At 61.4% G+C, this 23,849-nt stretch carries 17 protein-coding genes and 3 tRNA genes; 10 read left to right on the top strand and 10 right to left on the bottom strand.

The features are described 5' to 3' along the window. Positions 1-94: 94 nt before the first annotated feature. The gene (gyrA, locus tag L981_RS09255) at positions 95-2,875 is read right to left on the bottom strand and encodes a DNA gyrase subunit A (protein WP_043614278.1); all 2,781 of its coding nucleotides are present in this window, start codon (positions 2,873-2,875) and stop codon (positions 95-97) included. A gap of 421 nt (positions 2,876-3,296) precedes the next feature. Here gyrA and L981_RS09250 point away from each other — a divergent pair, with 421 nt between their 5' ends. Next, on the top strand, positions 3,297-3,926 hold the full coding sequence (locus tag L981_RS09250) for a MarC family protein (RefSeq protein ID WP_043614273.1): 630 nt from the start codon (positions 3,297-3,299) through the stop codon (positions 3,924-3,926). 91 nt (positions 3,927-4,017) lie between these two features. Here L981_RS09250 and L981_RS09245 read toward each other — a convergent pair whose 3' ends face one another. Then, a complete protein-coding gene (locus L981_RS09245; protein WP_043614270.1) occupies positions 4,018-4,572 on the bottom strand; it encodes a single-stranded DNA-binding protein in 555 nt (184 codons plus the stop codon). A gap of 279 nt (positions 4,573-4,851) precedes the next feature. Between L981_RS09245 and uvrA the strand changes: the two genes are divergently transcribed. From uvrA to L981_RS09220, 5 genes are all read left to right on the top strand, one after another. Next, positions 4,852-7,773 (top strand): excinuclease ABC subunit UvrA, encoded by a 2,922-nt coding sequence (gene uvrA / locus L981_RS09240; protein WP_043614268.1) that lies wholly within the window; start codon positions 4,852-4,854, stop codon positions 7,771-7,773. 41 nt (positions 7,774-7,814) lie between these two features. Then, on the top strand, positions 7,815-8,267 hold the full coding sequence (locus tag L981_RS09235) for an N-acetyltransferase (protein WP_052201702.1): 453 nt from the start codon (positions 7,815-7,817) through the stop codon (positions 8,265-8,267). A 43-nt stretch (positions 8,268-8,310) separates the two neighbouring features. After that, positions 8,311-9,114 carry a DUF72 domain-containing protein gene (locus tag L981_RS09230; RefSeq protein WP_043614262.1) on the top strand — a complete coding sequence of 268 codons (804 nt, stop codon included), beginning with the start codon at positions 8,311-8,313 and terminating at the stop codon, positions 9,112-9,114. A 786-nt stretch (positions 9,115-9,900) separates the two neighbouring features. Then, positions 9,901-13,698, top strand: a complete 3,798-nt coding sequence (locus L981_RS09225) for a vitamin B12-dependent ribonucleotide reductase (RefSeq protein WP_043614260.1) — start codon at positions 9,901-9,903, stop codon at positions 13,696-13,698. A gap of 138 nt (positions 13,699-13,836) precedes the next feature. Beyond that, entirely contained in the window at positions 13,837-14,265 is a 429-nt protein-coding gene (locus tag L981_RS09220) for a GNAT family N-acetyltransferase (RefSeq protein ID WP_043614257.1), read from the top strand. Positions 14,266-14,401: 136 nt separating this feature from the next. Here L981_RS09220 and L981_RS09215 read toward each other — a convergent pair whose 3' ends face one another. Together L981_RS09215 and adhP are read right to left on the bottom strand one after the other, a co-directional pair. Further along, positions 14,402-16,750 (bottom strand): ethanolamine ammonia-lyase, encoded by a 2,349-nt coding sequence (locus L981_RS09215; RefSeq protein WP_043614617.1) that lies wholly within the window; start codon positions 16,748-16,750, stop codon positions 14,402-14,404. Positions 16,751-16,899: 149 nt separating this feature from the next. Beyond that, entirely contained in the window at positions 16,900-17,925 is a 1,026-nt protein-coding gene (gene adhP / locus L981_RS09210; protein WP_043614254.1) for an alcohol dehydrogenase AdhP, read from the bottom strand. 380 nt (positions 17,926-18,305) lie between these two features. Here adhP and L981_RS09205 point away from each other — a divergent pair. Next, positions 18,306-18,381, top strand: a tRNA-Ala gene (locus tag L981_RS09205). Positions 18,382-18,532: 151 nt separating this feature from the next. Here the strand turns inward: L981_RS09205 and L981_RS09200 are convergent. Both L981_RS09200 and L981_RS09195 read right to left on the bottom strand, forming a co-directional pair. Beyond that, positions 18,533-19,135, bottom strand: coding sequence for a hypothetical protein (locus L981_RS09200; RefSeq protein ID WP_156134020.1), 603 nt, complete (start codon positions 19,133-19,135; stop codon positions 18,533-18,535). 118 nt (positions 19,136-19,253) lie between these two features. Beyond that, the gene (locus L981_RS09195) at positions 19,254-19,982 is read right to left on the bottom strand and encodes a hypothetical protein (protein ID WP_156134019.1); all 729 of its coding nucleotides are present in this window, start codon (positions 19,980-19,982) and stop codon (positions 19,254-19,256) included. A 274-nt stretch (positions 19,983-20,256) separates the two neighbouring features. On the opposite strand from L981_RS09195, the gene L981_RS09190 reads away from it, so the two are divergent. Next, the gene (locus tag L981_RS09190) at positions 20,257-20,508 is read left to right on the top strand and encodes a hypothetical protein (RefSeq protein WP_052201701.1); all 252 of its coding nucleotides are present in this window, start codon (positions 20,257-20,259) and stop codon (positions 20,506-20,508) included. A 237-nt stretch (positions 20,509-20,745) separates the two neighbouring features. Next, positions 20,746-21,468, top strand: a complete 723-nt coding sequence (gene lexA / locus L981_RS09185) for a transcriptional repressor LexA (RefSeq protein WP_043614246.1) — start codon at positions 20,746-20,748, stop codon at positions 21,466-21,468. Positions 21,469-21,553: 85 nt separating this feature from the next. Here the strand turns inward: lexA and L981_RS09180 are convergent, their stop codons facing one another. From L981_RS09180 to L981_RS09165, 4 genes are all read right to left on the bottom strand, one after another. Then, positions 21,554-21,886, bottom strand: a complete 333-nt coding sequence (locus L981_RS09180; RefSeq protein WP_156134018.1) for a hypothetical protein — start codon at positions 21,884-21,886, stop codon at positions 21,554-21,556. 209 nt (positions 21,887-22,095) lie between these two features. Beyond that, positions 22,096-22,169: transfer RNA gene (locus tag L981_RS09175), tRNA-Cys, on the bottom strand. Between the two features lie 152 nt (positions 22,170-22,321). Beyond that, complete coding sequence (locus L981_RS09170) at positions 22,322-23,056, bottom strand: thermonuclease family protein (RefSeq protein WP_043614241.1); 735 nt, start codon at positions 23,054-23,056, stop codon at positions 22,322-22,324. Between the two features lie 215 nt (positions 23,057-23,271). Beyond that, positions 23,272-23,565 (bottom strand): hypothetical protein, encoded by a 294-nt coding sequence (locus L981_RS09165; RefSeq protein ID WP_043614612.1) that lies wholly within the window; start codon positions 23,563-23,565, stop codon positions 23,272-23,274. Positions 23,566-23,724: 159 nt separating this feature from the next. Between L981_RS09165 and L981_RS09160 the strand changes: the two genes are divergently transcribed. Next, positions 23,725-23,799 (top strand) — tRNA-Asn (locus L981_RS09160). Positions 23,800-23,849: the final 50 nt, after the last annotated feature.

The raw sequence follows: 23,849 nt of genomic DNA, 5'->3' as shown, positions 1-23,849 counted from the left end.
AGCTCCCGCCGACGGCTCGATACTGGTGCCGCCCCACGAAAAAGCCCGCCAAAATGGCGGGCTTTCTGTTTCCTTGGCACTTCAAGTGAAGCGCTTAATCCTCGGATTCGGCTGGCGTTTCCGGCACACCGTTTTCGATGCCGGCTTCTTCGCCTTCCTCTTCATCGCTCTCCGGCTCGCTGATGCGCTCGACCGACACAACCTTCTCATCCTTGGCGGTCGAGAAGATGGTGACGCCCTTGGTCGCGCGGCTCGCAAGCCGGACGCCATTGATCGGCACGCGGATCAGCTGGCCGCCATCGGAGACGAGCATGATCTGGTCGTTGTCTTCGATCGGGAAGGCAGCAACAAGAACGCCGATTTCCGTCGTCTTCGAGGTGTCGGTGGCGCGGATGCCCTTGCCGCCACGGCCAGAGGTGCGGAAATCGTAGGACGACGAGCGCTTGCCGAAGCCCTTCTCCGAGACCGTCAGCACGAACTGTTCGCGTGCCTTCAGCTCCTCGAAGCGTTCGTTCGACAGCTCTCCGCCGTCAGCGACTTCCTCGCCGACCAGGGCGATTTCTTCCTCGTCGCCATTCGTCGCCCGACGTTCCGCCGCTGCACGCTTGAGATAAGCTGCACGCTCCCACGGTTCGGCCTCGACATGGCCAAGGATCGCCATCGAGATGATGCGGTCGCCGTCGCCGAGGTTGATACCGCGAACACCGATCGAGTTACGGCCGGCAAAGACGCGCACGTCATCGACCGGGAACCGGATGCACTGGCCGAGCGCTGTCGTCAGCATGACGTCGTCACGCTCCGTACAGGTGTCGACGGAGAGGATCTCGTCACCCTCTTCCTCGAGCTTCATCGCGATCTTGCCGTTGCGGTTGACCTGGACGAAGTCCGACAGCTTGTTGCGGCGAACCGTGCCGCGCGTCGTCGAGAACATGACATCGAGGTTTTCCCAGGTCGCCTCGTCCTCAGGCAGCGGCATGATCGTCGTGATGCGTTCGCCGGGTTCCAGCGGCAGCATGTTGATCAGAGCCTTGCCGCGCGATTGCGGCGTGCCGATCGGCAGGCGCCAGACCTTCTCCTTGTAGACGATGCCACGCGAGGAGAAGAACAGAACCGGCGTGTGGGTGTTGGCAACGAATAGCCGGGTAACGAAATCCTCGTCCCGGGTCGCCATGCCGGAGCGGCCCTTGCCGCCACGGCGCTGCGCGCGATAGGTCGTCAGCGGTACGCGCTTGATGTAACCGAGATGCGAGACCGTCACGACCATGTCTTCACGGGCGATGAGATCCTCATCGTCCATGTCGGGGCCGCCCTCCATGATCTCGGACCGGCGCGGCGTGCCGAACTCGTCGCGGATGGCGATGAGCTCGTCCTTGACGATGCTCATGATGCGCAGGCGCGACGACAGGATGTCGAGGTAATCCTTGATTTCCTCGCCGATCTTGTTGAGTTCGTCGCCGATTTCGTCGCGGCCGAGCGCTGTCAGGCGCTGCAGGCGCAGATCGAGAATGGCGCGGGCCTGCTCTTCCGAGAGGTTGTAGGTGCCGTCCTCGTTGATGCGGTGACGCGGGTCGTCGATGAGGCGAATGAGGCTCTCGACGTCGTGGGCCGGCCAGCGGCGCTCCATCAACTGCTCGCGCGCGGTCTGCGGGTCCGGCGCCGTGCGGATCAGCTTGATGATTTCGTCGATGTTGGCGACGGCAATCGCAAGGCCGACGAGCACATGGGCGCGGTCGCGTGCCTTGCGCAGCAGGTACTTCGTGCGCCGGCTAACGACTTCCTCGCGGAACGAGACGAAGGCGCGCAGCATGTCGAGCAGCGTCATGTGCTCCGGCTTGCCGCCGTTCAACGCCACCATGTTGCAGCCAAACGAGGTTTGCAGCGGCGTGTAGCGGTAAAGCTGGTTCAGGATGACATCGGCATTGGCGTCGCGCTTGAGTTCGATCACCACGCGGTAGCCCTGGCGGTCCGATTCGTCGCGCAGGTCCGAGATGCCCTCGATACGCTTCTCGCGCACCAGCTCGGCCATCTTCTCGATCATCGTCGCCTTGTTCACCTGGAACGGGATCTCGGTGATGATGATCTGCTCGCGGTCGCCGCGCATCGGCTCGATATGGGCGCGGCCGCGCATGATGACGGAGCCGCGGCCGGTCTCATAGGCCGAGCGAATGCCCGAACGTCCGAGGATGAGCGCGCCGGTCGGGAAGTCCGGACCCGGGATGATTTCCATCAGTTCCGGCAGTTCGATCGCCGGATTGTCGATCAGCGCCATGCAGCCGTTGATGACTTCGACCAGGTTGTGCGGCGGAATGTTCGTCGCCATGCCGACGGCGATACCGCCAGCGCCGTTGACTAGCAGGTTCGGGAACTTCGCGGGAACGACTGCCGGCTCCTGCAGGGTGCCGTCATAGTTGTCGCGGAAGTCGACCGTTTCCTTGTCGAGATCGTCGAGCAGCGAATGGGCGGCCTTCTGCAGGCGGCATTCGGTGTAGCGCTCTGCTGCCGGCGGGTCGCCGTCGACGGAGCCGAAGTTGCCCTGGCCGTCGATCAGCGGCAGGCGGAGCGACCAGTCCTGCGCCATGCGCGCCAGCGCATCGTAGATCGCGGCGTTGCCGTGCGGGTGGTACTTACCCATCACGTCCCCGGTCACGCGGGCGCATTTGACGTATTTCTTGTTCCAGTCGATGCCGAGCTCGCTCATCCCGTAGAGGATGCGGCGGTGCACGGGTTTCAGACCGTCACGCACGTCGGGAAGCGCGCGGCTGACGATAACGCTCATCGCGTAATCGAGATAGGACCGCTGCATTTCCTCGATGATGGAAATCGGCTCGATGCCTGGCGGAGTTTTTCCGCCGCCGGGGGTGCTTTGCTCAGTCAATGGTGATCACGATCTTTGTTCAGAATCAGTCGGATATTTATAGCGGATTGCCATCGGAAGCGCCAATTTGCGGCCTTCGGCGCCACTTGTCCGCCGGACTGTGAAGATGTCCTTGTAATGCCTTGATTCGCTGTGCGATTCACGCGGTAATCCCAGCAGGGACCGATGAGCCGCACGGCAGTTGTGAACAGTCTTTTGCCGCCGGAGCAGGCTTTTGTAGGGCATGGCGCGCGAAATCGGAAGAGCCGGGCCGCCAATGACGTCCGCGGCGCCCGTTTGCGCCTCACCTGGGCGTAGCGATTGCTGATTAAGTCATTGCTGAGACTTTGTTTGTCTGCCCCTTCCCAATGCCCGGCCGCTTGCCTAACAATGTAGCCATGCCACCGGGAAAACCCGGGGCGAAATCCGGAAGGGGAAACGGATGTTCAATGTCGACCTGTTGGTCAATGCGCTCACCACGCTTCTCGTCACGCTCGATCCGCCCGGCCTCGCGCCGACCTTCCTGAGCCTCACCGTCGGGCTCAGCCGCCAGGAACGCTTTCAGGTGGCCACACGCGGCTCGCTGATCGCCTTCTTCATTCTCGCCGCCTTCGCACTCTTCGGCAACAGCATCCTCGGACTGCTCGGCATCTCGATCGGCGCTTTTCGCATCGCCGGCGGCCTGCTGCTCTTCTGGATCGCCTTCGAGATGATTTTCGAGAAACGCCAGGAGCGCAAGGAAAAGACCGGCGAGAACGCGACGGTCAAGGACCACATTCACAACATCGCGGTCTTTCCGCTGGCCCTGCCGCTCATTGCCGGCCCGGGCGCAATTTCGGCAACGATCCTGCTTGCCGGCTCGTTCCCGACCGCCGTCGAGCGCACTCAGCTCCTGATCGTCATCGCCCTGTCGATGCTCAGCCTCTTCCTGGCGCTGGTCATCGCTGAACGCGTCGATCGCTTTCTGGGTGTCACCGGCCGCGCCATCCTCACACGCCTGCTGGGCGTCATCCTGGCGGCGCTGGCGGTGCAATTCGTCGTCGACGGGGTGAAGTCGGCGATGGCGGTTTAGATCGGGACCCTGGCCAACGTCCCAGCGAAGCCACAACGAAAACGCCACGTCGCAAGGACGTGGCGTTTTCGTCAATAGGATTTGCGTGTCATCAGAACGGAATGTCGTCGTCCATGTCGCGCGAGAAGCCACCGCCCTGGCCGCCTTGACCGCCCTGGCCGCCTCCGGAACGGCCGCCGCCCGAGGACTGGCGAGGCTGATCGTAATCGTCGTAACCGCCGCCGCCATAGTTGCCGCCGCCGCCGAAGTCGCTCGAACCGCCACCGCCGCCACGGCTGACGCCGCCGCCTTCGCCGCGGCCGTCAAGCATCGTCAGTGTCGAGTTGAAGCCCTGCAGCACGACTTCCGTCGAGTAACGGTCGTTGCCGTTCTGGTCCTGCCACTTGCGGGTCTGCAGCGCGCCTTCGATGTAGAGCTTGGCGCCCTTCTTCACATATTGCTCGACGACCTTGCACAGGCCTTCGTTGAACACCACCACCTGGTGCCATTCCGTCTTTTCCTTGCGCTCGCCGCTGTTGCGGTCGCGCCAGGTCTCCGAGGTGGCGATGCGCAGGTTGGCGATCGGCCGGCCGTCCTGCGTGCGCCGGATTTCCGGGTCTGCCCCGACATTTCCGATCAAGATCACCTTGTTGACGCTTCCAGCCATGTTGCTTTTCCCGTGGTTTCACCGGGCCATAGACCCGGCTTGGAATTTCAAGAGCGCGCATCTTAGCGGTCAGAACCCGCCGATACGCCCCGCCTCACACATAATCCACAACAGTTTTGGTCGTTTTATGAGTGATTTGTTCTTTATTTGTTCTAGTATTTGGCTATGATCCTGTCAACCGACTCGAATTGGCCGCCTGTTTTGCCGATTGCGCCTCGACATGGGCGTTAGCGTCATTACATAGGGGGCTTTCAACCGACATGCAAAAGCTGGCTTCCGATGAGTGAACTCAAGACCATCTCCATTCGTGGTGCGCGCGAGCACAATCTGAAAGGCATCGACCTCGATCTGCCGCGCAACAAGCTGATCGTGATGACCGGCCTTTCCGGCTCGGGCAAATCGTCGCTTGCCTTCGATACGATCTATGCTGAAGGCCAGCGCCGTTATGTCGAAAGCCTTTCGGCCTATGCGCGCCAGTTCCTCGAGATGATGCAGAAGCCGGATGTCGACCAGATCGACGGCCTGTCGCCGGCGATCTCGATCGAGCAGAAGACGACCTCGCGCAACCCGCGCTCGACGGTCGGTACCGTCACCGAAATCTACGACTATATGCGCCTACTCTTTGCGCGCGTGGGCGTGCCCTATTCGCCGGCGACGGGTCTGCCGATCGAAAGCCAGACGGTCAGCCAGATGGTAGACCGGGTGCTCGAATTCGGCGAAGGCACCCGCCTTTATATCCTTGCGCCGCTCGTGCGCGGCCGCAAGGGCGAATACAAGAAGGAACTTGCCGAGCTGATGAAGAAGGGCTTTCAGCGCGTCAAGGTCGACGGCACCTTCTACGAAATCGCCGAGGTTCCGGCACTCGACAAGAAGTACAAGCACGACATCGACGTCGTCGTCGATCGCGTGGTCGTCCGCCCCGACCTCGCCTCGCGCCTTGCCGACAGCCTTGAGACCTGCCTGACGCTCGCTGATGGCCTTGCCGTCGCCGAGTTCGCCGACAAGCCGTTACCGCCAGAAGAAACCGCCGCCGGCGGTTCGGCCAACAAGTCGCTGAACGAAACCCACGAGCGCGTGCTGTTTTCGGAAAAGTTCGCCTGTCCGGTTTCCGGCTTCACCATTTCCGAGATCGAGCCGCGGCTGTTCTCGTTCAACAATCCCTTCGGCGCCTGCCCGACCTGCGACGGTCTCGGCAGCCAGCAGAAGATCGACACGGCGCTGATCGTGCCGGAAGAGCATCGGACGCTGCGTGACGGCGCAATTGCGCCCTGGGCGAAATCCTCGTCGCCCTACTACAACCAGACTCTGGAAGCGCTCGGCAAGGTTTTCGGCTTCAAGCTCGGCAGCCGCTGGAACGAGTTGTCGGCTGCGGCGCAGAACGCAATCCTGCACGGAACGGAAGAAAAAATCGTCTTCCATTACGAGGATGGCGCCCGCTCCTACAACACCACCAAGAACTTCGAAGGCATCGTGCCCAACCTCGAGCGCCGCTGGAAGGAAACCGACAGCGCCTGGGCGCGCGAGGAGATCGAGCGTTATATGTCGGCTGCGCCCTGCCCGGCCTGCGCCGGTTTCCGCCTGAAGCCGGAAGCGCTGGCGGTCAAGATCGACAAGCTGCATATCGGTCAGGTGACCGAGATGTCGATCCGCATCGCCCGTGACTGGTTCGAGGCCCTGCCGGAACGTCTGAATGCCAAGCAGAACGAAATCGCCGTCCGCATCCTGAAGGAAATCCGCGACCGACTGCGCTTCCTCAACGACGTCGGTCTCGAATATCTGAGCCTGTCGCGCAATTCCGGAACGCTTTCAGGCGGTGAAAGCCAGCGCATCCGGCTGGCCTCGCAGATCGGCTCGGGGCTGACAGGCGTTCTCTACGTGCTCGACGAGCCGTCGATCGGCTTGCATCAGCGCGACAACGCCCGCCTGCTCGACACGCTTCGGCATCTGCGCGACATCGGCAACACGGTGATCGTCGTCGAGCATGACGAAGACGCGATCCTGACGTCCGATTATGTCGTCGATATCGGCCCGGCTGCCGGCATCCACGGCGGCGAGGTCATCGCACAGGGGTCGCCATCGGACATCATGGCCAATCCGAAATCGCTGACCGGCAAATATCTGTCCGGCGAGCTTTCGGTCGCCGTTCCCTCCGAACGCCGCAAGCCGAAGAAGAAAAAGGAAATCACCGTCGTCGGCGCCCGCGCCAACAACCTGAAGAACGTCACCGCCTCGATCCCGCTCGGCGTCTTCACCGCTGTTACCGGCGTCTCCGGCGGCGGCAAGTCGACCTTCCTGATCGAGACGCTCTACAAGGCCGCCGCCCGCCGTATCATGGGCGCGCGCGAAAACCCGGCCGAGCACGACCGCATCGATGGCTTCGAGCATATCGACAAGGTAATCGACATCGACCAGTCGCCGATCGGCCGTACCCCGCGCTCGAACCCGGCGACTTATACCGGCGCCTTCACGCCGATCCGCGATTGGTTTGCCGGTCTGCCGGAGGCAAAGGCCCGCGGCTATCAGCCGGGCCGCTTCTCCTTCAACGTCAAGGGGGGCCGCTGCGAGGCCTGCCAGGGCGACGGCGTCATCAAGATCGAGATGCACTTCCTGCCGGACGTCTACGTCACCTGCGACGTCTGCCATGGCAAGCGCTACAACCGCGAAACGCTCGACGTGCATTTCAAGGGCAAGTCGATCGCCGACGTGCTCGATATGACCGTCGAGGAAGGCGTCGACTTCTTCGCCGCGGTCCCTTCGGTGCGCGACAAGCTCGTCACGCTCAACCAGGTCGGTCTCGGCTATATCAAGGTCGGCCAGCAGGCCAACACGCTTTCGGGCGGTGAAGCCCAGCGCGTCAAGCTCGCCAAGGAACTGTCGAAGCGCTCGACCGGTCGCACGCTCTATATCCTCGACGAGCCGACCACCGGCTTGCATTTCCACGATGTAGCCAAGCTTCTTGAAGTCTTGCATGAGCTGGTCAACCAGGGCAATTCGGTCGTCGTCATCGAGCACAATCTGGAAGTCATCAAGACCGCCGACTGGGTGATCGACTTCGGCCCTGAAGGCGGCGACGGCGGCGGCGAGGTCATCGCCAAGGGTACACCGGAAGAGATCGTGAAGGAGAAGCGGTCCTATACCGGCCAGTTCCTGAAGGAGCTGCTGGAGCGCCGCCCGATGAAAAAGGTCGAAGCGGCGGAGTAAATCAGCCGATCTGATCGGCGCGCTTTAGGAGTGTTGGCATGATGCGGCCTGCTCGTCTCGAAGATCTGGCCGCCGTGCAGAGCGTGACGGAGGCGGCCTATGAGCCCTATCGGGCGCTGCTTGGTGGGCCGCCGCTCCCGGTCACCGAAGACTACGCGCCTCGTATCCTTCGCGGCGAAGTCTGGCTTCGGGAGCGAAATGAGGCTGTGTCGGCGCTTGCCGTTGTCGAACGGCACGCCGATCACCTTATGATCTTCAGCCTCGCGGTTGCCCCGGCCTATCAGCGCCAGGGGCTCGGTATCGAATTGCTGCGCTTCGTGGATGCCAAGGCGGCCGAGTGGGGCTTGTCCGAGGTGCGGCTCTACACCAATTCACGCATGGAGCGAAACATTGCGCTCTATCGCGCCTATGGATTTCAAGAAACGGGTCGCCGACCCAATCCCTATCGTCCAGGGTGGACACTCGTGGACATGACGAAATCGATCAAAGAGTAAAAAAGTAGGCGGTCAAGCGAGGGCCGTCGTTGAGGAGGATGGCATGGCAAAATCCGGAAAGATTCGCGTTGGTATCGGCGGCTGGACCTTCGAGCCCTGGGAAGGCACCTTCTATCCCGACACACTGGCAAAGAAGCGGCAGCTTGAATTCGCCGGCAAAGAGCTGCGGGCGATCGAGGTGAACGGCACCTATTACTCGTCGCAGAAGCCGGAGACCTTCGCCAAGTGGGCGTCGGAAGTGCCTGATGATTTCATCTTCTCCCTGAAGGCGAGCCGCTTCGTCACCAACCGCAAGGTTCTGTCGGAAGCCGGTGAATCCATGGAGCGTTTCCTGACGCAGGGCCTGACCGAGCTCGGCCCCCATCTCGGCCCCATCCTCTGGCAGTTCGCGCCGACGAAGAAGTTCGAGCCCGACGATTTCGAAGGCTTTTTGAAGCTTCTGCCGGAGAAACAGGACGGCTTGCCGCTGCGCCATGTGGTCGAGGTCCGCAACCCGACCTTCCAGTCTCCGGATTTTGTCTCGCTGCTGGAGAAATACGGCGTCGCCGTCGTGCTCGCCGAACATGCGGACTATCCGATGATCGCCGATGTCACCGCCGATTTCGTCTATCTCCGCCTGCAGAAGGGCAGCGACGAGATCAAGACCTGCTATGCCGCCGACAAGCTCGACCTGTGGGCCGACCGCGCCAAGGCGTTTGCAGCCGGCGACGAGCCGGGCGGCCTTGAGAAAAGCGCGCCTGATCGCAAGGCCAAGAAGGAACCGCGCGACGTGTTTGCCTACTTCATCACCGAAGGCAAGGTGAATGCGCCGAACGGCGCACGCGAGCTGCAAAAGCGCGTCGACTGACATCAGCGGGGCCAGATTGCGCGCAGACGCGTCTGGCCCGCTTGGGGTGCATCGGCGCCCAAGAGGCCTCCCACGCGTTGGTCCCAGGCCTGTCGCAGGGCGTCGATGAGCCGCCGTGTCGCGGGCTGCGCCAACGTCGGCTGTGCACCAAATGCCGGTGCTTACCGGACCGCTAAAAACGAATCACTGTCCCACCCCATATCGCTTTCGCTGACGCAACCGAGCCTTCCGTAAGGGACACTTTTTATGCGGGTTTTTACCCGTCAAAATTTCGTTTGCGCGCCGACCGTTGCGTCAGTTTCACAGGCAACCTCCGGAAGTGCCTGATTTTCATGGCATTGGCCGATGTCCCCGTTTTCCACAGCTGACCCACACAACATCTAGCGCTCAAACTTCCGTCATAAACCACCCCTTGACGCCCCCGGACGATTCACGGTTAATGGATTTCACGTTGCAACGGCGGCGGACCGGATTGTTCAAGTCCCGGTTCCTCTCCCAAAATCGGCGGTTCTGAAAGGCGGCAGTCATGGATTTCACCATGGGGTCGCCCTGAGGATTTCTGTGCGATTTTTCGGGTCCACCGGGGCAATATTTGGCTGGCATGAAGAAGTTGTTGATACTATATTTAGTATTTGCAGCCAGCCTATCTCACAAGATACAGGGTCACCCAATTATGGGTTTCTCTCCAAGGACGGAAGCTGAGACTGGCTGCGGGATGCCCCTCGCGGCCGGGCGGGGACAATTGCGCCTGTGGCGGGCGCTAGGCAACACGAAGGACCAGGGACAATGAAGATCGAACGTCGTTTCACGAAAGCCGGGCAATCCGCCTATGCGGAGATCGAATTCCGCAAGGCTACGAGTGAAATCAAGAACCCCGATGGTTCGATCGTTTTCCGCCTTGCCGATATCGACGTGCCGGCTCAGTTCAGCCAGGTTGCCGCCGACATTCTCGCGCAGAAGTATTTCCGCAAGGCCGGCGTACCCGCCAAAATGAAGCGCGTCGAGGAGAACGATGTCCCCTCCTTCCTCTGGCGCGCGGTTCCCGACACGGATGCGCTGAAGGCGCTGCCGAAGGATGAGCAATACGGTTCCGAAACCGATGCCCGCCAGGTCTTCGATCGCCTGGCCGGCACCTGGGCCTATTGGGGCTGGAAGGGCGGCTACTTCGACACCGAAGAAGACGCCTCCGCCTTCCAGGACGAACTTGCCTACATGCTCGCCACGCAGCGCGTCGCGCCGAACTCGCCGCAATGGTTCAACACCGGCCTGCACTGGGCCTATGGCATCGACGGTCCTGGCCAGGGCCACTTCTATGTCGACCCCTTCACCGGCAAGCTGACGAAGTCGAAGTCGGCTTACGAGCATCCGCAGCCGCATGCCTGCTTCATCCAGTCGGTCGGTGACGATCTCGTCAACGAAGGCGGCATCATGGATCTCTGGGTGCGCGAAGCGCGCCTGTTCAAGTACGGCTCCGGCACCGGCTCCAACTTCTCCTATCTCCGCAGCGAAGGCGAAAAGCTCTCAGGCGGCGGCAAGTCCTCCGGCCTGATGTCGTTCCTGAAGATCGGCGACCGCGCCGCCGGCGCGATCAAGTCGGGCGGCACCACCCGCCGCGCCGCCAAGATGGTCGTCGTCGACATCGACCATCCGGATATCGAGGAATACATCAACTGGAAGGTCAAGGAAGAGCAGAAGGTTGCCGCCCTCGTCACCGGTTCCAAGGTCGTCGCCAAGCATCTGAAGGCGATCATGAAGGCCTGCGTCAACTGCGACGGCACGGACGACGCCTGCTATGACCCGAAGCAGAACCCGGCACTGAAGCGCGAAATCCGCGCCGCCAAGCAGGCGCTGGTTCCGGAAAACTATGTCCAGCGCGTCATCCAGTTCGCCAAGCAAGGCTACAAGGACCTCGAGTTCAAGACCTACGACACCGACTGGGATTCGGAGGCCTACCTCACGGTTTCGGGCCAGAACTCCAACAACTCGGTCTCGATCAAGGACGACTTCCTGCGCGCCGTCGAAACCGATGGCGATTGGCACCTGACCGCCCGCAAGGACGGCCGCGTCATGAAGACGCTGAAGGCACGCGACCTCTGGGAATCGATCTCCTACGCCGCCTGGGCGTCGGCCGATCCGGGCCTGCACTTCAACACGACGATGAACGACTGGCACACGAGCCCCGCCGCCGGCCCGATCCGCGCGTCGAACCCGTGCTCGGAGTACATGTTCCTCGACGACACCGCCTGCAACCTCGCCTCCCTGAACCTGATGACGTTCAAGGACGCGGCGACCAAGCGCATCAACATTGCCGACTACGAGCACGCCGTCCGCCTGTGGACCATCGTTCTCGAAGTCTCGGTCATGATGGCGCAGTTCCCGTCCCGCGAGATTGCCGAGCTTTCCTACGAATACCGCACGCTCGGCCTCGGCTACGCCAATATCGGCGGCCTGTTGATGTCCTCGGGCATTCCCTATGACAGCGCCGAAGGCCGCGCCATTGCCGGTGCGCTGACCGCGATCATGACCGGCATCTCCTACGCCACCTCGGCCGAGATGGCCGAGAAGCTGGGTCCGTTCCCGGGCTTTGCGCCGAACCGCGACAACATGCTGCGCGTCATCCGCAACCACCGCCGCGCCGCCTATGGCGAGACGACCGGTTACGAAGCGCTGTCGGTCAACCCGGTTGCGCTCATCCATGGTGACAATCCGGATCAGGACCTCGTCATCCACGCCATGAGCGCGTGGGACAAGGCCCTGGAGCTTGGCGAAAAGCACGGCTACCGCAACGCCCAGGCAACGGTTATCGCGCCGACCGGGACGATCGGTCTCGTCATGGACTGCGACACGACCGGCATCGAGCCTGACTTCGCGCTGGTCAAGTTCAAGAAGCTTGCCGGCGGCGGCTACTTCAAGATCATCAACCGCGCCGTTCCGGAAGCGCTGCGCTCGCTCGGCTACGGCGAAAGCCAGATCGCCGAGATCGAGGCCTACGCGGTCGGCCACGGCAACCTGAACCAGGCGCCGGCGATCAACCCGTCGACGCTGAAGGCCAAGGGCTTCACCGACGAAAAGGTGGAAGCGGTCAACGCCGCGCTGAAGAGCGCCTTCGACATCAAGTTCGTCTTCAACCAGTGGACGCTCGGCGCCGACTTCCTGAAGGGCACGCTGAAGGTCACCGACGAACAGCTCGGTTCGATGGACTTCAACCTGCTCGACCACATGGGCTTCTCCAAGAAGGACATCGAAGCGGCGAACATCCACGTCTGCGGCGCGATGACGCTGGAAGGCGCACCGTTCCTCAAGAACGAGCACCTGCCCGTCTTCGATTGCGCCAACCCCTGCGGCAAGATCGGCAAGCGTTACCTGTCGGTCGAAAGCCACATCCGCATGATGGCCGCCGCCCAGCCGTTCATCTCGGGCGCGATCTCCAAGACGATCAACATGCCGAACGAGGCGACCGTCGAGGACTGCAAGAACGCCTACATGCTCTCCTGGAAGCTGGCGCTGAAGGCAAACGCGCTCTACCGCGACGGCTCCAAGCTGTCGCAGCCGCTGAACGCCTCGCTGATCGAGGACGACAAGGACGAGGATGCGCTGGAGGATCTGATCCAGGCGCCCGCCGCCGCCCAGGCCGTCACCATCACCGAGAAGATCGTCGAGCGCGTCATCGAGAAGGTGATCCGCGCCCGCGAAAAGCTGCCGAACCGCCGCCAGGGCTACACCCAGAAGGCCGTCGTCGGCGGTCACAAGGTATATCTGCGCACCGGCGAGTTCGGTGACGGCCGCCTCGGCGAGATCTTCATCGACATGCACAAGGAAGGCGCCGCCTTCCGTGCGATGATGAACAACTTCGCGATCGCCATCTCGCTCGGCCTGCAATACGGCGTACCGCTCGAAGAGTATGTGGAGGCCTTCACCTTCACCAAGTTCGAGCCGGCCGGCATGGTCCAGGGCAACGACGCGATCAAGAACGCGACGTCGATCCTCGACTACGTCTTCCGCGAACTGGCGGTTTCCTATCTCGGCCGTCACGATCTTGCTCACGTGGATACGTCCGATTTCGGCAACACCGCACTCGGCAAGGGCATCCAGGAAGGCAAGACCAACCTGATCTCGACCGGCTGGACCCGCGGCTACAAGCCGACGATCGTCGGCGGCACGGGCGAGCGGGCCTCCAGCGAGCCCAAGGGCTCGTCGACGGGTGCCCCCGCTCGCGCCTCCTCGGGTGCGACCGTGACGGCGATCGCCGGCAACACGGTGCGCAAGCTGGAAACGACGACCGCGATCGCCACTTCGGAAATCGTCGCTTTCAAGCGCGACTATGAAGAGCGGGCTGCGGAGCTGGCAGAAGAGATCGCCGACGAAGTCGAGCAGGAAGTCACCGCCCTCTTCTCCGACAAGGCGGCCGCCGAAGCGGCATCGGCCAAGTCGGATGCCAAGAAGGTTGAAGCCGAACGCCGCGCCCGCTCGATCATGCAGGGCTACACCGGCAACATGTGCACCGAGTGCCAGAACTTCACGATGGTGCGCAACGGCACCTGCGAGAAGTGCGACACCTGCGGCGCAACGAGCGGCTGCAGCTGAGCACCACGTCGTCGGTGACGACGACGGCCGACTGTCGACTGCAATCATTGCCAACCCGAAGTTCTCTTCGGGTTGGATTGCTTTAGAGAACAAAACGAGAATTTATGGACCGAGCCGACATTTGACCGAGGCCCCGTGATGCCACCCCCGATCATCGACATCATTCTCGAAGACCCGAACCGGGATGACCTCAGCGGCATCGTTGCGCCGCTGGATGCCTACAACGATGCCCATAGCGGCATGGTCGACCTACCCGGTTTTGCCATCGTGCTTCGCGATCCGGAGACGAAAGTCGCGACGGGTGGGCTCTATGCGACCGATGGATATGGCTGGGCCTTTATCCGTTACCTCGCCGTTCCCGATGAATACCGCGGCCAAGGCCTTGGCCGACGCCTGATCGAGGAAGCGGAGAAGATCGCGCGCCAGCGCGGCTATGTCGGCCTCTGGCTCGACACCTTCGAATTCCAGGCCCGGCCGTTTTATGAAAAGCTCGGCTTCGAGGTCTTTGGTGAACTCGAAGGCGGTGAAGGGGCGATTGCGCGCTACTTTCTGAAGAAGCGGTTCTGACGTCGGAAAGTCACGCCCCGAAGAAGCAACCGCGTTTTCTGCCCTCCGAAAGCAGCAGCATGCGGCGGCGACACGATGCACGACCGCCGACGCCACCGGACAGCGAGTGCCTTGTTGCCCTACAACGCGTTCAGGGTCACCCGAAGCGCCGGCTGCCGTTGACGTCCTTGCCGATGATCTCCCGGATAATGGTCAGGGTTTCCTTCGCCGCCTCCTTGGGTGCAAGTGCGGTATCGGCAACGTTGCTGACCAGCTTCGTCATGTCGTGATCGATGTCCTTCTCCGCCCAACGCTTTCCTTTGGCGACGGTGATGTAGACCGAGTAGGCATGATGCATGGTCCCGGGCCGCTCGCCGATGATGTGGAGAATTCCTCGAAACGTGTTGGGATCGGCCTCGGCGAACAACGTCTCGCCGATCCTGTAGCCGGCCCGCACTCTGCCGCTGGTGACCAGGATGTTCTTGTCGCTCACCGAGACGCCGGCATCGCCGAGCAGCCTGCGCATTTCCTCCAGATAGGGCGAAAGGTGGCCGTCATCCATGATGGCCTTGGCGTTCAGGCCATCTGAAATGACGATCTGGCCCTTGGGCATATCGCCTTTCCACGACGCCCTGATCGCTTCGATCGCCTTGATTGAGTCCGGGCTCAGCGTTTCACCGGTGGTCGGGTGTGCGATGTAGTCGTTCCGATCCTTGGACAGGGTGCGAACCGGGACGACACTGGGCACGGCCGCAATGAAATCCGGCGTAAGTTCGGCCCAAAGCGAGAGTTTGGCGTCGTCGTAAAGACCCCTCACCTTCGTCGCAAGCGTCGGGTTGAGATCCCATATATTCTCGCCATGGCCCGTCGCCAGATCCACGCCCCTTGCCTCGACTTCCGTCATCATCCGCCGGCCCTCGGCGTAAACCTTGTCCTTCGGCCGCTTGTCCCCCTTGGCAAGGCGGTACTGGTAATAGACCCAGAGGGGATCGCCATAATTTGACGTGTAGGTGTTGTCCTTGCCGACTATTCCAAGTCGTTTGTAGAAATCCCACATCGCATCGTTGACCTTGAAGCCGAACTTATCCCGCACGCGCACGTGATCCTGAAATGCGGTCGTGAGATAACTCAGCATCGGGTCGTTCTTGGTAGGCAGAGCAATCAGGTAGGCCGGGTTGGCCGGCATGATCTGGTCCTGGCACCAATCGAGATCGTCCAGGCTGACGGTCATGTGCAGCGTGGTGCAAATGTCGAGGCCGATGGTCAGGCCGTGGAGCTTGCCCATCACCATGTCCTCGAGGCAGCACCGCACGAGTTGTTCCCGGCTCTTGAACACTTCAGGCCCAATGAAGCCGGCGACATCGTTGACATGCAGCCATGCGCCCTTCGGCTGCACTTTCGCAAGCTCCATGCCGATGGCCCGGCTGAACCCGTACTTCCGGGACTCAAGCACCATCATGTCGACACCGTTTGCCGCGCCGTTGGTGAATTCCGATCCTTGCCCGGTTTCGAAGTAGAGACCGTAGCGCTCCCCTGCCTTCACGCTTGCATATTTCAGGATCTTCTCATTGGTGATGTCGAAGATCTTGTTGCAATCATCCGTACCGGCAAGGCTCTGGAACACGGTGGAAACTGTGCCGGGAAAGTCTTGGCTGACCTCACCCTGGACGTCGATGTGGGCAAGCACGCACCAGGGGATGACGTCCACCAGCTTGAACGTATCCACGATGTCCTTCAGCGCCCGCTGCACCGTGACGACGCTGTCGACGGTGCTGTCCACCGGGTTGGTACCGATGACGATATCTCCGGTCGCGTAGGAGAACGCATCGAAGACTTGCCACATGATGTCGTCGGGATGGTCGGTCGGCGAATTCGGCTGGATCCGTGCGCCCATGTATCCTTTGGCCCCCAACTTGGTCCCGGGCATGACATTGAAGATCTTCTGGCTGACGGCGATCAGTTCGTCATTGCTCATCAGCTTCGGCACACAGCCGATGGTATCGCTGGTCAGGCCATACATGACGCCTTTGATCTCATCTTCCGATTTGGTCAGAAGAAATTCCTTCAGCTGGCCCATGGTCCAGTCCTTCAGCTTTTCCTGCTGGACCTTGTCGGTGGTCTGCCAGATCAGTCGTTGCAGATCGTCCTCAAACAGAGGGTGACGATCGAGGTCTGCGATCTTCGTTCTTGCCAGCAGGGCGCGTGCGTTCGTTCGGGACGCGTCACTGTCCGCAGCCACACCGATTGTTTGGTCGCCTTCCTTGAAGGCATTCGCGCATCCCAGCACCTGCCGATAGGTCGTCTCGTCAAAGCCACCCTTGATCCTGCTGATATAGGCGAAGACGTCCTCATCCTGCTTCACCTCGTCGATTGCGAGGTTGCTTGCGCCCGCTGCGGCACGGGCAGCGTGACTGTAGGCGGTCAGCGTGGCCGCTGCGGTCCCCGCCACCAGCAGGAGGTCGCGCCTGGACAGTGCATGCTGGTCTGAGAACATGCCTTTGCGCATTGCCATTTCCTTTCCGCAAAAGGTCTATCGGCATTTCGCCGGACGACTCACTGGCGACTGGCGATTGAAGGAAAGCGCACAAGAATAAATGCTCGACACGTGTCACGTGGGCATGGACCCGCGAGCATCGGCCAGCCGGGCCAAGTCGATTACTGCAGGCTCATCACGATGCGACCGTCGATCTTGCCCGCTTCCATGCGGCGGAAGATCTCGTTGATATTCTCGAGGCTATCCCACGAGAAATGCGGCGCGACCTTGCCTTCGGCGGCGAATTGCAGCGATTCCTCCAGGTCCTGGCGAGTGCCGACGATCGAACCACGCACCGTGATGCGCTTCAGAACCGTTTCAAAGACCGGCACAGAGATCATTCCGGGGGGCAGGCCGACGAGCGCCATGGTGCCGCGCGAGCGCAGGAAACCGAACGCCTGCTCCATCGCAGCCGGCGAGACGGCCGTCACAAGCGCTCCATGCACGCCGCCGGTAGCCTTGATGACCTGCTCGACCGCATCCTTCGCCTTGCCGTTGACCGTTATGTCGGCGCCCAGTTGCTTTGCCAACGCCATCTTGTCGTCAAAAATGTCGGCGGCGACGACATGCATGCCCATCGCCTTTGCGTATTGCACGGCCATGTGGCCGAGCCCACCTATGCCGGAAACTGCAACCCATTCGCCGGGACGGACTTCGGTCTCCTTCAATCCCTTGTAGACGGTCACACCCGCGCAGAGCACCGGCGCGGCAGGGCCGAACTCCAGCGCTTTCGGCAGGCTGCCGACGAAATCAGGATCCGCCAGTCCATACTCCGCAAACGTTCCGTTGACCGAATATCCCGTATTCGACTGGGCCGCGCACAGCGTCTCCCAGCCGGTACGGCAATGCGGACAGTAGCCGCAGGCGCTGTGAAGCCAGGGAACGCCGACCCGGTCTCCCTCTTTCACTCTTTTGACGCCGGCGCCGACCGCCGAGACATAGCCGACGCCCTCGTGTCCGGGAATGAACGGTGGACTGGGTTTTACCGGCCAGTCTCCATTTGCGGCATGGAGATCGGTATGGCACACGCCCGTTGCTTCGTATTTGACCAGGATCTGCCCCGGCTGCGGCGTTGGCACCGCCAATTCGTCGATCGTCAGCGGCGCCCCGAATTGCCGGACCACGGCCGCCTTCATCATCTGAGCCATTTGCCAATCCTCCTCCAATCGCCGGGCCACGGAGAGGTTTCTGATGGGAACAGCGGGCCGGCAGGGGCCTATCTCACATACGAAAATCGTGTAATTGGCGCGGGCATCATGGCGTTCACAACCAGTGCCCGGACGGCATTTCATGGTTGGCGTGTATCGCCGACACTTCAACGAGGCTCATGGAGCGCCATCGTCCGGTTGCAGGGTAAACCCGCCGGCAGAGTTCGACAATGGGTGGAGTTCAGAAGCGATTCAGAGCCCGACGGCCTCGCTCCTACTAGCCGGATCGAGCAACACTTATCGGGCAACGACGTTCGAGCGGGCGTGCTGGCGCGCGTCTATTGACAGGCTCGGCGGCCGTCGTGTTGACTGGATGGCACGGGGCCGTAGCTCAGTTGGGAGAGCGCCGCAATCGCACTGCGGAGGTCGAGGGTTCGACTCCCTTCGGCTCCACCAAGGCAAACAGAATTGAGCCAATTGCCGAAGCACTGGAAGAGTGGCTGATTTGTAATCAGCAGATCGCAGGTTCGAGTTTCTCTGGGGACACCACTCGTCCCGGCCACCGCCCGGCCTTCGCGCAACAACGCCCGCTCACGCGCCCCTGTTTTCAGAGGCTGAACGGATCCCGCGCGGAGCGTTTTTCGCTCGGTGCATTGAACGGATCCGCCTTCTTCTCCTTGGACTTGCGGCCTTCGTCGGCGATGATCTCGTCCACTGCCTTCTGGCACTTCATCAGCTCTTCGGCCGCGGGGCCGGTGCCGCGCAGGCTGAGATTGGCGATGACGCGATCTTCGAACGCGATGGCTAGGCCCCGCTTGCGCACGAAGCCCGTCAGGAACTCGGCGTCGGTGACGTTCACGAACAGAAACTTTCCGCTCGCGTCGCCAGCGGCGGTCGCCGAAGCGCTCCAGGGCTCGGTCTTGTCGAAGCGGAACGTCAGGTCGTATTCCTTGCCGACCTCGAGCGACCGCCAGTCGTCGCTGGCGAAGCTCATGTAGAGCGGCGACTCAGAGCCCTTGGGATAGAACCCCAGCCGCAAGGTGACGCCGCCGTCGAATTCCGACGAGATGAAGCAGGAGCCCTCCATCGAGGTGTCGGATGCAACGGTCCAGCCGTCGACGTCCTTCCACTTGATGATTTCGGACTCCTCAGCCGCGGCCGATCCCGCGGCGATCAGACAGCTTACCAATCCGACCAGCAATCTACGCATGCAAAACCCCCGTTTGCCCGCATTTTGATAGGTCCCCGCGCCGCTGTCGAGGGTACCGAGCCCGATACCAGCAACATTTTAGGAATATTCACCTCTCTGCGGCAAGCGGACGCGCCCATCACATGGCGAAAGGATCTTTCGACGACTTGGTCTGGCCGCCACCGGCAAAGGGATCGTTGTTCGGGGCAGTGCCACCGGCGCCGGCAAAGGGATCGTTCGCTGCCCCCTGCCCGCCATTCGGGATCAAGGCGCTCACCGCCTCCTGACATTTGAACATCTCGCTCACCGCTTTCATCGAATCGCGCAGGCTGAGGCTCGCGACGACGCGTCCCTCGAAGGCCAGCGCCAAGGTGTTCTTGCGAACGAATTCGGTAAAGAAGTCGGTGTTGGAAAAGTTGACGACGAGGGCCTTGGCGCCGGTAAGATCGACGCCGAACGCAACGGCCGGCCACTGGCGACCACGGTCGAGCTGCAAGGCGACATCGTATTCCCGCTGCGGCTCGATGGATTTCCAGTCGGCATTGCCGATCGAAAGAAACGCCAGGTTCGCCGACCCCCGCGGATAAAAGCCGATACGAAGGATCGCACCCGCATCATAGCTCGTCGCGGCGTAACACGAGCCTCCCAGGGAAGGATCGGAACCCACCGTCCAGGCGTTGATCCGTTTCCAGATGTTCGAACGCCCTTCTTCAGCAGACGCCGCTCCGGCCGTGAGCAACAGACCGAGCACCACCAACGACAATCTACGCATGCAATTACCCCACTTTCCACGCAAAGTTATCTTTTTTTGACCTCCTGTCGAGACGGTGAAGCCCCTTCCTCGCAGGGATTTTTGCGCATCCCCCACCCCCGGCCCCAGAGCCGATAGTGCCAGTGCGTTCTTCGCCCGTCGCAAGAGGAACGGTCAAGATGAACTCGAGGTGCAGCGGCTGGCGCAAATCAGACACAGCCTGCAGGCAAAGAGCTGTTGAACACGGCAGAGTGATCGCCATGCTTGCTGGACTTCGGAACGAAAGCACGGTTCACATCGTTTCCCACCCTGTAGTGCCACCCCCTTCATCAAGTGGACGTTCCCCGTGCTTGCCGCCCTGCTTCTCGCTTCGATAGTCGCATCGCCCAATATGCCTGACGTCAAGCTCAGCGCTGCGACGGTGGATGAACTCCAGACCGATTTCGAACGGGCCGTGCCGTGCCACCAGATCGATGGACGCAACGTGTGGAAGGGCGCGCTGGCGTTCTACATCCAGTCCTTCGTTTATGACGGCGACACGCCCGTCGCGACCGACGCGGCCGACGCGGTGCTTCCGGAAGACAACAGCGCAGAGACGGTGAAGGAGTTCGAGGACGCCTGCTCGACCTCGCAAGCGACCTAAATCTCTCCTCATAGAGCCCCGCGATTCGCTCGAATCAGCTGCGCGACTGGCGCCTGCCGGCGCGTTTTTGGCACGCAACCGTCGCCGAAAAGCGCCCTGCTCCCGCAAAAGTGACCGATAGACACCCGCAGAAGCGGCCAATTGCCTGAATTCACGGAATTTTAGGCACTTGCGGAACACATATGGAACAGATAGTGTCTGTTCTTGATTTGTTTCACGCCTCTGGAGCGACGTGCCATGCTGACCCGCAAGCAACAGGAATTGCTTCTGTTCATTCACGAACGCATGAAGGAGTCGGGCGTACCGCCGTCATTCGATGAAATGAAGGATGCGCTCGACCTGGCGTCGAAGTCCGGCATCCACCGTTTGATCACCGCGCTCGAAGAACGCGGCTTCATTCGCCGGCTGCCGAACCGGGCGCGCGCGCTCGAAGTCATCAAGCTTCCGGAAGCTTACGCCGCCGGCCAGCAGCAGCCGCGCAGGGGCTTCTCGCCGAGCGTGATCGAAGGCAGCCTTGGAAAGCCGCCGGCGGCCGCTCCTGCCGCGCCGAAGCCCGCCCCGGTTGCCGAAAGCACGTCCGTTTCCGTCCCGGTGATGGGGCGCATCGCTGCCGGCGTTCCGATCTCGGCAATCCAGAACAACACCCACGACATCACCGTGCCGCTCGACATGATCGGCAGCGGCGAACATTACGCCCTTGAAGTGAAGGGCGATTCGATGATCGAGGCCGGCATCTTCGATGGCGACACGGTGATCATCCGCAACGGCAACTCGGCCAATCCCGGCGACATCATCGTGGCGCTCGTGGACGACGAGGAGGCGACGCTGAAGCGCTTCCGTCGCAAGGGCGCGTCGATTGCGCTCGAAGCCGCCAACCCCGCCTACGAGACGCGCATCTTCGGACCGGATCGCGTGAAGATCCAGGGCAAGCTTGTCGGGCTGATCCGCCGCTACCATTGAGCTGCAGACAGCACACCGAATCAAAAAAGAGCCTCGCCAAGGCAATTGGCGAGGCTCTTTCTATTTCGGGTGAAATCCAGATTGTCTATTCGTGGATCGTATATTCTCCGAGCTCGCAGAGATCCTGCGTGTCCTCGGTCGTATCGAGGGCCGAGCCCTCCTCGAATTCGAATCGCATGTCGTATTTGCAGACGTCCCGCCCGTCGGCAATGGTGATCTCCATGCTCTCGCCGGGGTTCAGGACCTGCCGACCGAAAACATCGTCTTCCCACTCATTGACGCCGACCGGTGACGTATAGAAGTTCGTCAGTACCACGCTGGTGTTGTTCTTCAGCTGGAAAACCAGGTCGTCAGCGTGCGCCTCAATAGCGGTCGCCGCAAAACACGCCAACGCCGTCAGGATCAGTCTCTTTTTCATTGATGCCATTGCCTCCGTTCTTAATGTTGACGGACGCTACCGATGCGGCTGATCTCAGCGGAGTCATCGTTCCCCCTCTACCGATTTCACCGAAGCGATAAGATCCGACGGAGGCATAGGAGACGTGGCTTGCGCGGACGTGGGGTCGCGAAACGACCCGCGCTGCCCTAAGGCAGAACGTCAAACCAATTCAAACGAGGTGAGATTTTTGGAGGCCTCGCCCGGAATTGAACCGGGGTACAAGGATTTGCAGTCCTCTGCGTCACCACTCCGCCACGAGGCCTCACAGCTCGGATAACCAAGCGTTGGCGCGGATTTAGAATGATTGCAGAAAAACCGCAAGAGGCATTTTCTGAAAAACGCGCCGTCGATTTGTTGGATAGATACTTTCCACAGAACGATCGCCGATGCCCGCCGATCGGCTCCCGGTTGATCTCAGCACCAGGGCGTCGGGCGTCCATCCCACGGGCGCACGAGCCCCTCGGAGACAAGCACGCGTCCAAGAGATTGATCGCCACGGGTAACCAGGCGCAGTTTTTCGCCGGCCTTGGCGTCTGATCGCCCGCCTGCCGAAACCAGCTTGAAGTCGCCCGCGTTCAGCAACTCGCGCAGGCGCTGCTTGGCGTAGAAGCCGCGCGAACGCTCCTTGTCGCAGCTTGCCTGGCGGATTCGCGGCGCATCGACGTCGGCGACACGGATCGTCTCGCCATGAAAGACGAAGGTGGAGCCATCGATCACGCAGTTGTCGTTGCGAATGCCGCAGAAATAAAACTGGTCGGTGCGGATGGACGCCGTCTTCACCTCTTCATTCGGCCGCACGACGGGGGTTGGCGGCGTGACGCCGACATTCACCGACGGCACCGGTGCGGCCAGGGCGACCTTCGTGACCGGGTCGGGCTTCGGATTAGGCTTGTGCCTGTCCGCCTGATGCGCGACGCGCTCCTGCGCTTCAGGAACGGCACGCGGAGGCTTCGGCTTCGTTTCCGTTCGCGACGCAAAAGCCACGACATCGGAAACCACGGGCCAGTGCCGCAACTCGGCGCGATGGTCATAGGCCATGACGCCGCCAAGGGTGAGCGCTGCGGCCAGATACCACGGCGCCATGCCGCCCTGCTTGCTGCTGCTTCTGCCCGAACTGCGGCGTCGACGTTTCGTAGTGGCTTTGGCCATCGGTCCCCATCCTGATTCGAGACCGCATTATGCGTTTGATGGGTTGCCGAAAAGTTTTCGAGGGTACCCCAACAGAGGGGAAGCCTGCGACGAACCGGTCATTCGCCCTGAGCATCACGGCGGTTCTTGAAATATTCGGGAATCGAACCGCGACCGCCCGAAGGACTGGGAACGGCCCCTGCCCGCAACAAGAGGAGCGGCAAACGGCGTTCGGCTCAGGAACCCTTCGAGGAATTGGTTTTCCCGCGCCAGCGCGCCCACCAGACGGCCAGGCGACGACGACGGCGGCGAACCGAGGGAATGTCGTGGGAAAGCACGATCAGGCCCAGCGGTATCATCCAGAAGCCCAGCACGGGCAGGAAGCCGAGAAAACCGCAGAACACCAGCAGCGAACCCAGCAGGATGCGCAAGAGCGGAGAGTCGGGCAGCGCGATGCGCCATTTGCCCAGCACGATCTGTCGTGTCTGCGGATCAATGCCGAAATGCATCTGCTTCCTGTTTTTATTCATCATTCCCTATCCGGCGTGTTTTCCCACAATTGGGGACTTCTCCACAGCCTCGCAACGGAACTTGTCATTTTTTTTGAAAAAAGCGCTTGGCAAATCAGAAAAGCATGCGTATTAGCAGCCTCACTTCTGAAGCGCACAGCACAACAGCGGCGCGGATGATCCCTGGTAGCTCAGCGGTAGAGCATTCGACTGTTAATCGACAGGTCGCCGGTTCGAATCCGGCCCGGGGAGCCACTTTCTAAAGGCCTGCACCTCACGGTGCAGGCCTTTTCTTTTAGGCCTTT

The organism is Ensifer sp. ZNC0028 (genome assembly GCF_000799055.1).
In the GTDB taxonomy this organism is placed as follows: Bacteria; Pseudomonadota; Alphaproteobacteria; order Rhizobiales; family Rhizobiaceae; genus Ensifer.
The sequence above is the reverse complement of the archived record's forward strand: the minus strand, read 5'-3'. Positions and strand labels throughout refer to the sequence as shown.

What these genes read in the sequence shown, in the direction of transcription:
- lexA (WP_043614246.1), top strand. Translation starts at nt 20,746, where the DNA reads ATGCTGACCCGCAAGCAACAGGAATTGCTTCTGTTCATTCACGAACGC.
- L981_RS09235 (WP_052201702.1), top strand. Translation starts at nt 7,815, where the DNA reads ATGCGGCCTGCTCGTCTCGAAGATCTGGCCGCCGTGCAGAGCGTGACG.
- L981_RS09245 (WP_043614270.1), bottom strand. Translation starts at nt 4,572, where the DNA reads ATGGCTGGAAGCGTCAACAAGGTGATCTTGATCGGAAATGTCGGGGCA.
- L981_RS09180 (WP_156134018.1), bottom strand. Translation starts at nt 21,886, where the DNA reads ATGAAAAAGAGACTGATCCTGACGGCGTTGGCGTGTTTTGCGGCGACC.
- L981_RS09225 (WP_043614260.1), top strand. Translation starts at nt 9,901, where the DNA reads ATGAAGATCGAACGTCGTTTCACGAAAGCCGGGCAATCCGCCTATGCG.
- uvrA (WP_043614268.1), top strand. Translation starts at nt 4,852, where the DNA reads ATGAGTGAACTCAAGACCATCTCCATTCGTGGTGCGCGCGAGCACAAT.
- L981_RS09165 (WP_043614612.1), bottom strand. Translation starts at nt 23,565, where the DNA reads ATGAATAAAAACAGGAAGCAGATGCATTTCGGCATTGATCCGCAGACA.
- adhP (WP_043614254.1), bottom strand. Translation starts at nt 17,925, where the DNA reads ATGGCTCAGATGATGAAGGCGGCCGTGGTCCGGCAATTCGGGGCGCCG.
- L981_RS09170 (WP_043614241.1), bottom strand. Translation starts at nt 23,056, where the DNA reads ATGGCCAAAGCCACTACGAAACGTCGACGCCGCAGTTCGGGCAGAAGC.
- L981_RS09250 (WP_043614273.1), top strand. Translation starts at nt 3,297, where the DNA reads ATGTTCAATGTCGACCTGTTGGTCAATGCGCTCACCACGCTTCTCGTC.
- L981_RS09230 (WP_043614262.1), top strand. Translation starts at nt 8,311, where the DNA reads ATGGCAAAATCCGGAAAGATTCGCGTTGGTATCGGCGGCTGGACCTTC.
- L981_RS09190 (WP_052201701.1), top strand. Translation starts at nt 20,257, where the DNA reads ATGCCTGACGTCAAGCTCAGCGCTGCGACGGTGGATGAACTCCAGACC.
- L981_RS09200 (WP_156134020.1), bottom strand. Translation starts at nt 19,135, where the DNA reads ATGCGTAGATTGCTGGTCGGATTGGTAAGCTGTCTGATCGCCGCGGGA.
- L981_RS09215 (WP_043614617.1), bottom strand. Translation starts at nt 16,750, where the DNA reads ATGCGCAAAGGCATGTTCTCAGACCAGCATGCACTGTCCAGGCGCGAC.
- L981_RS09220 (WP_043614257.1), top strand. Translation starts at nt 13,837, where the DNA reads ATGCCACCCCCGATCATCGACATCATTCTCGAAGACCCGAACCGGGAT.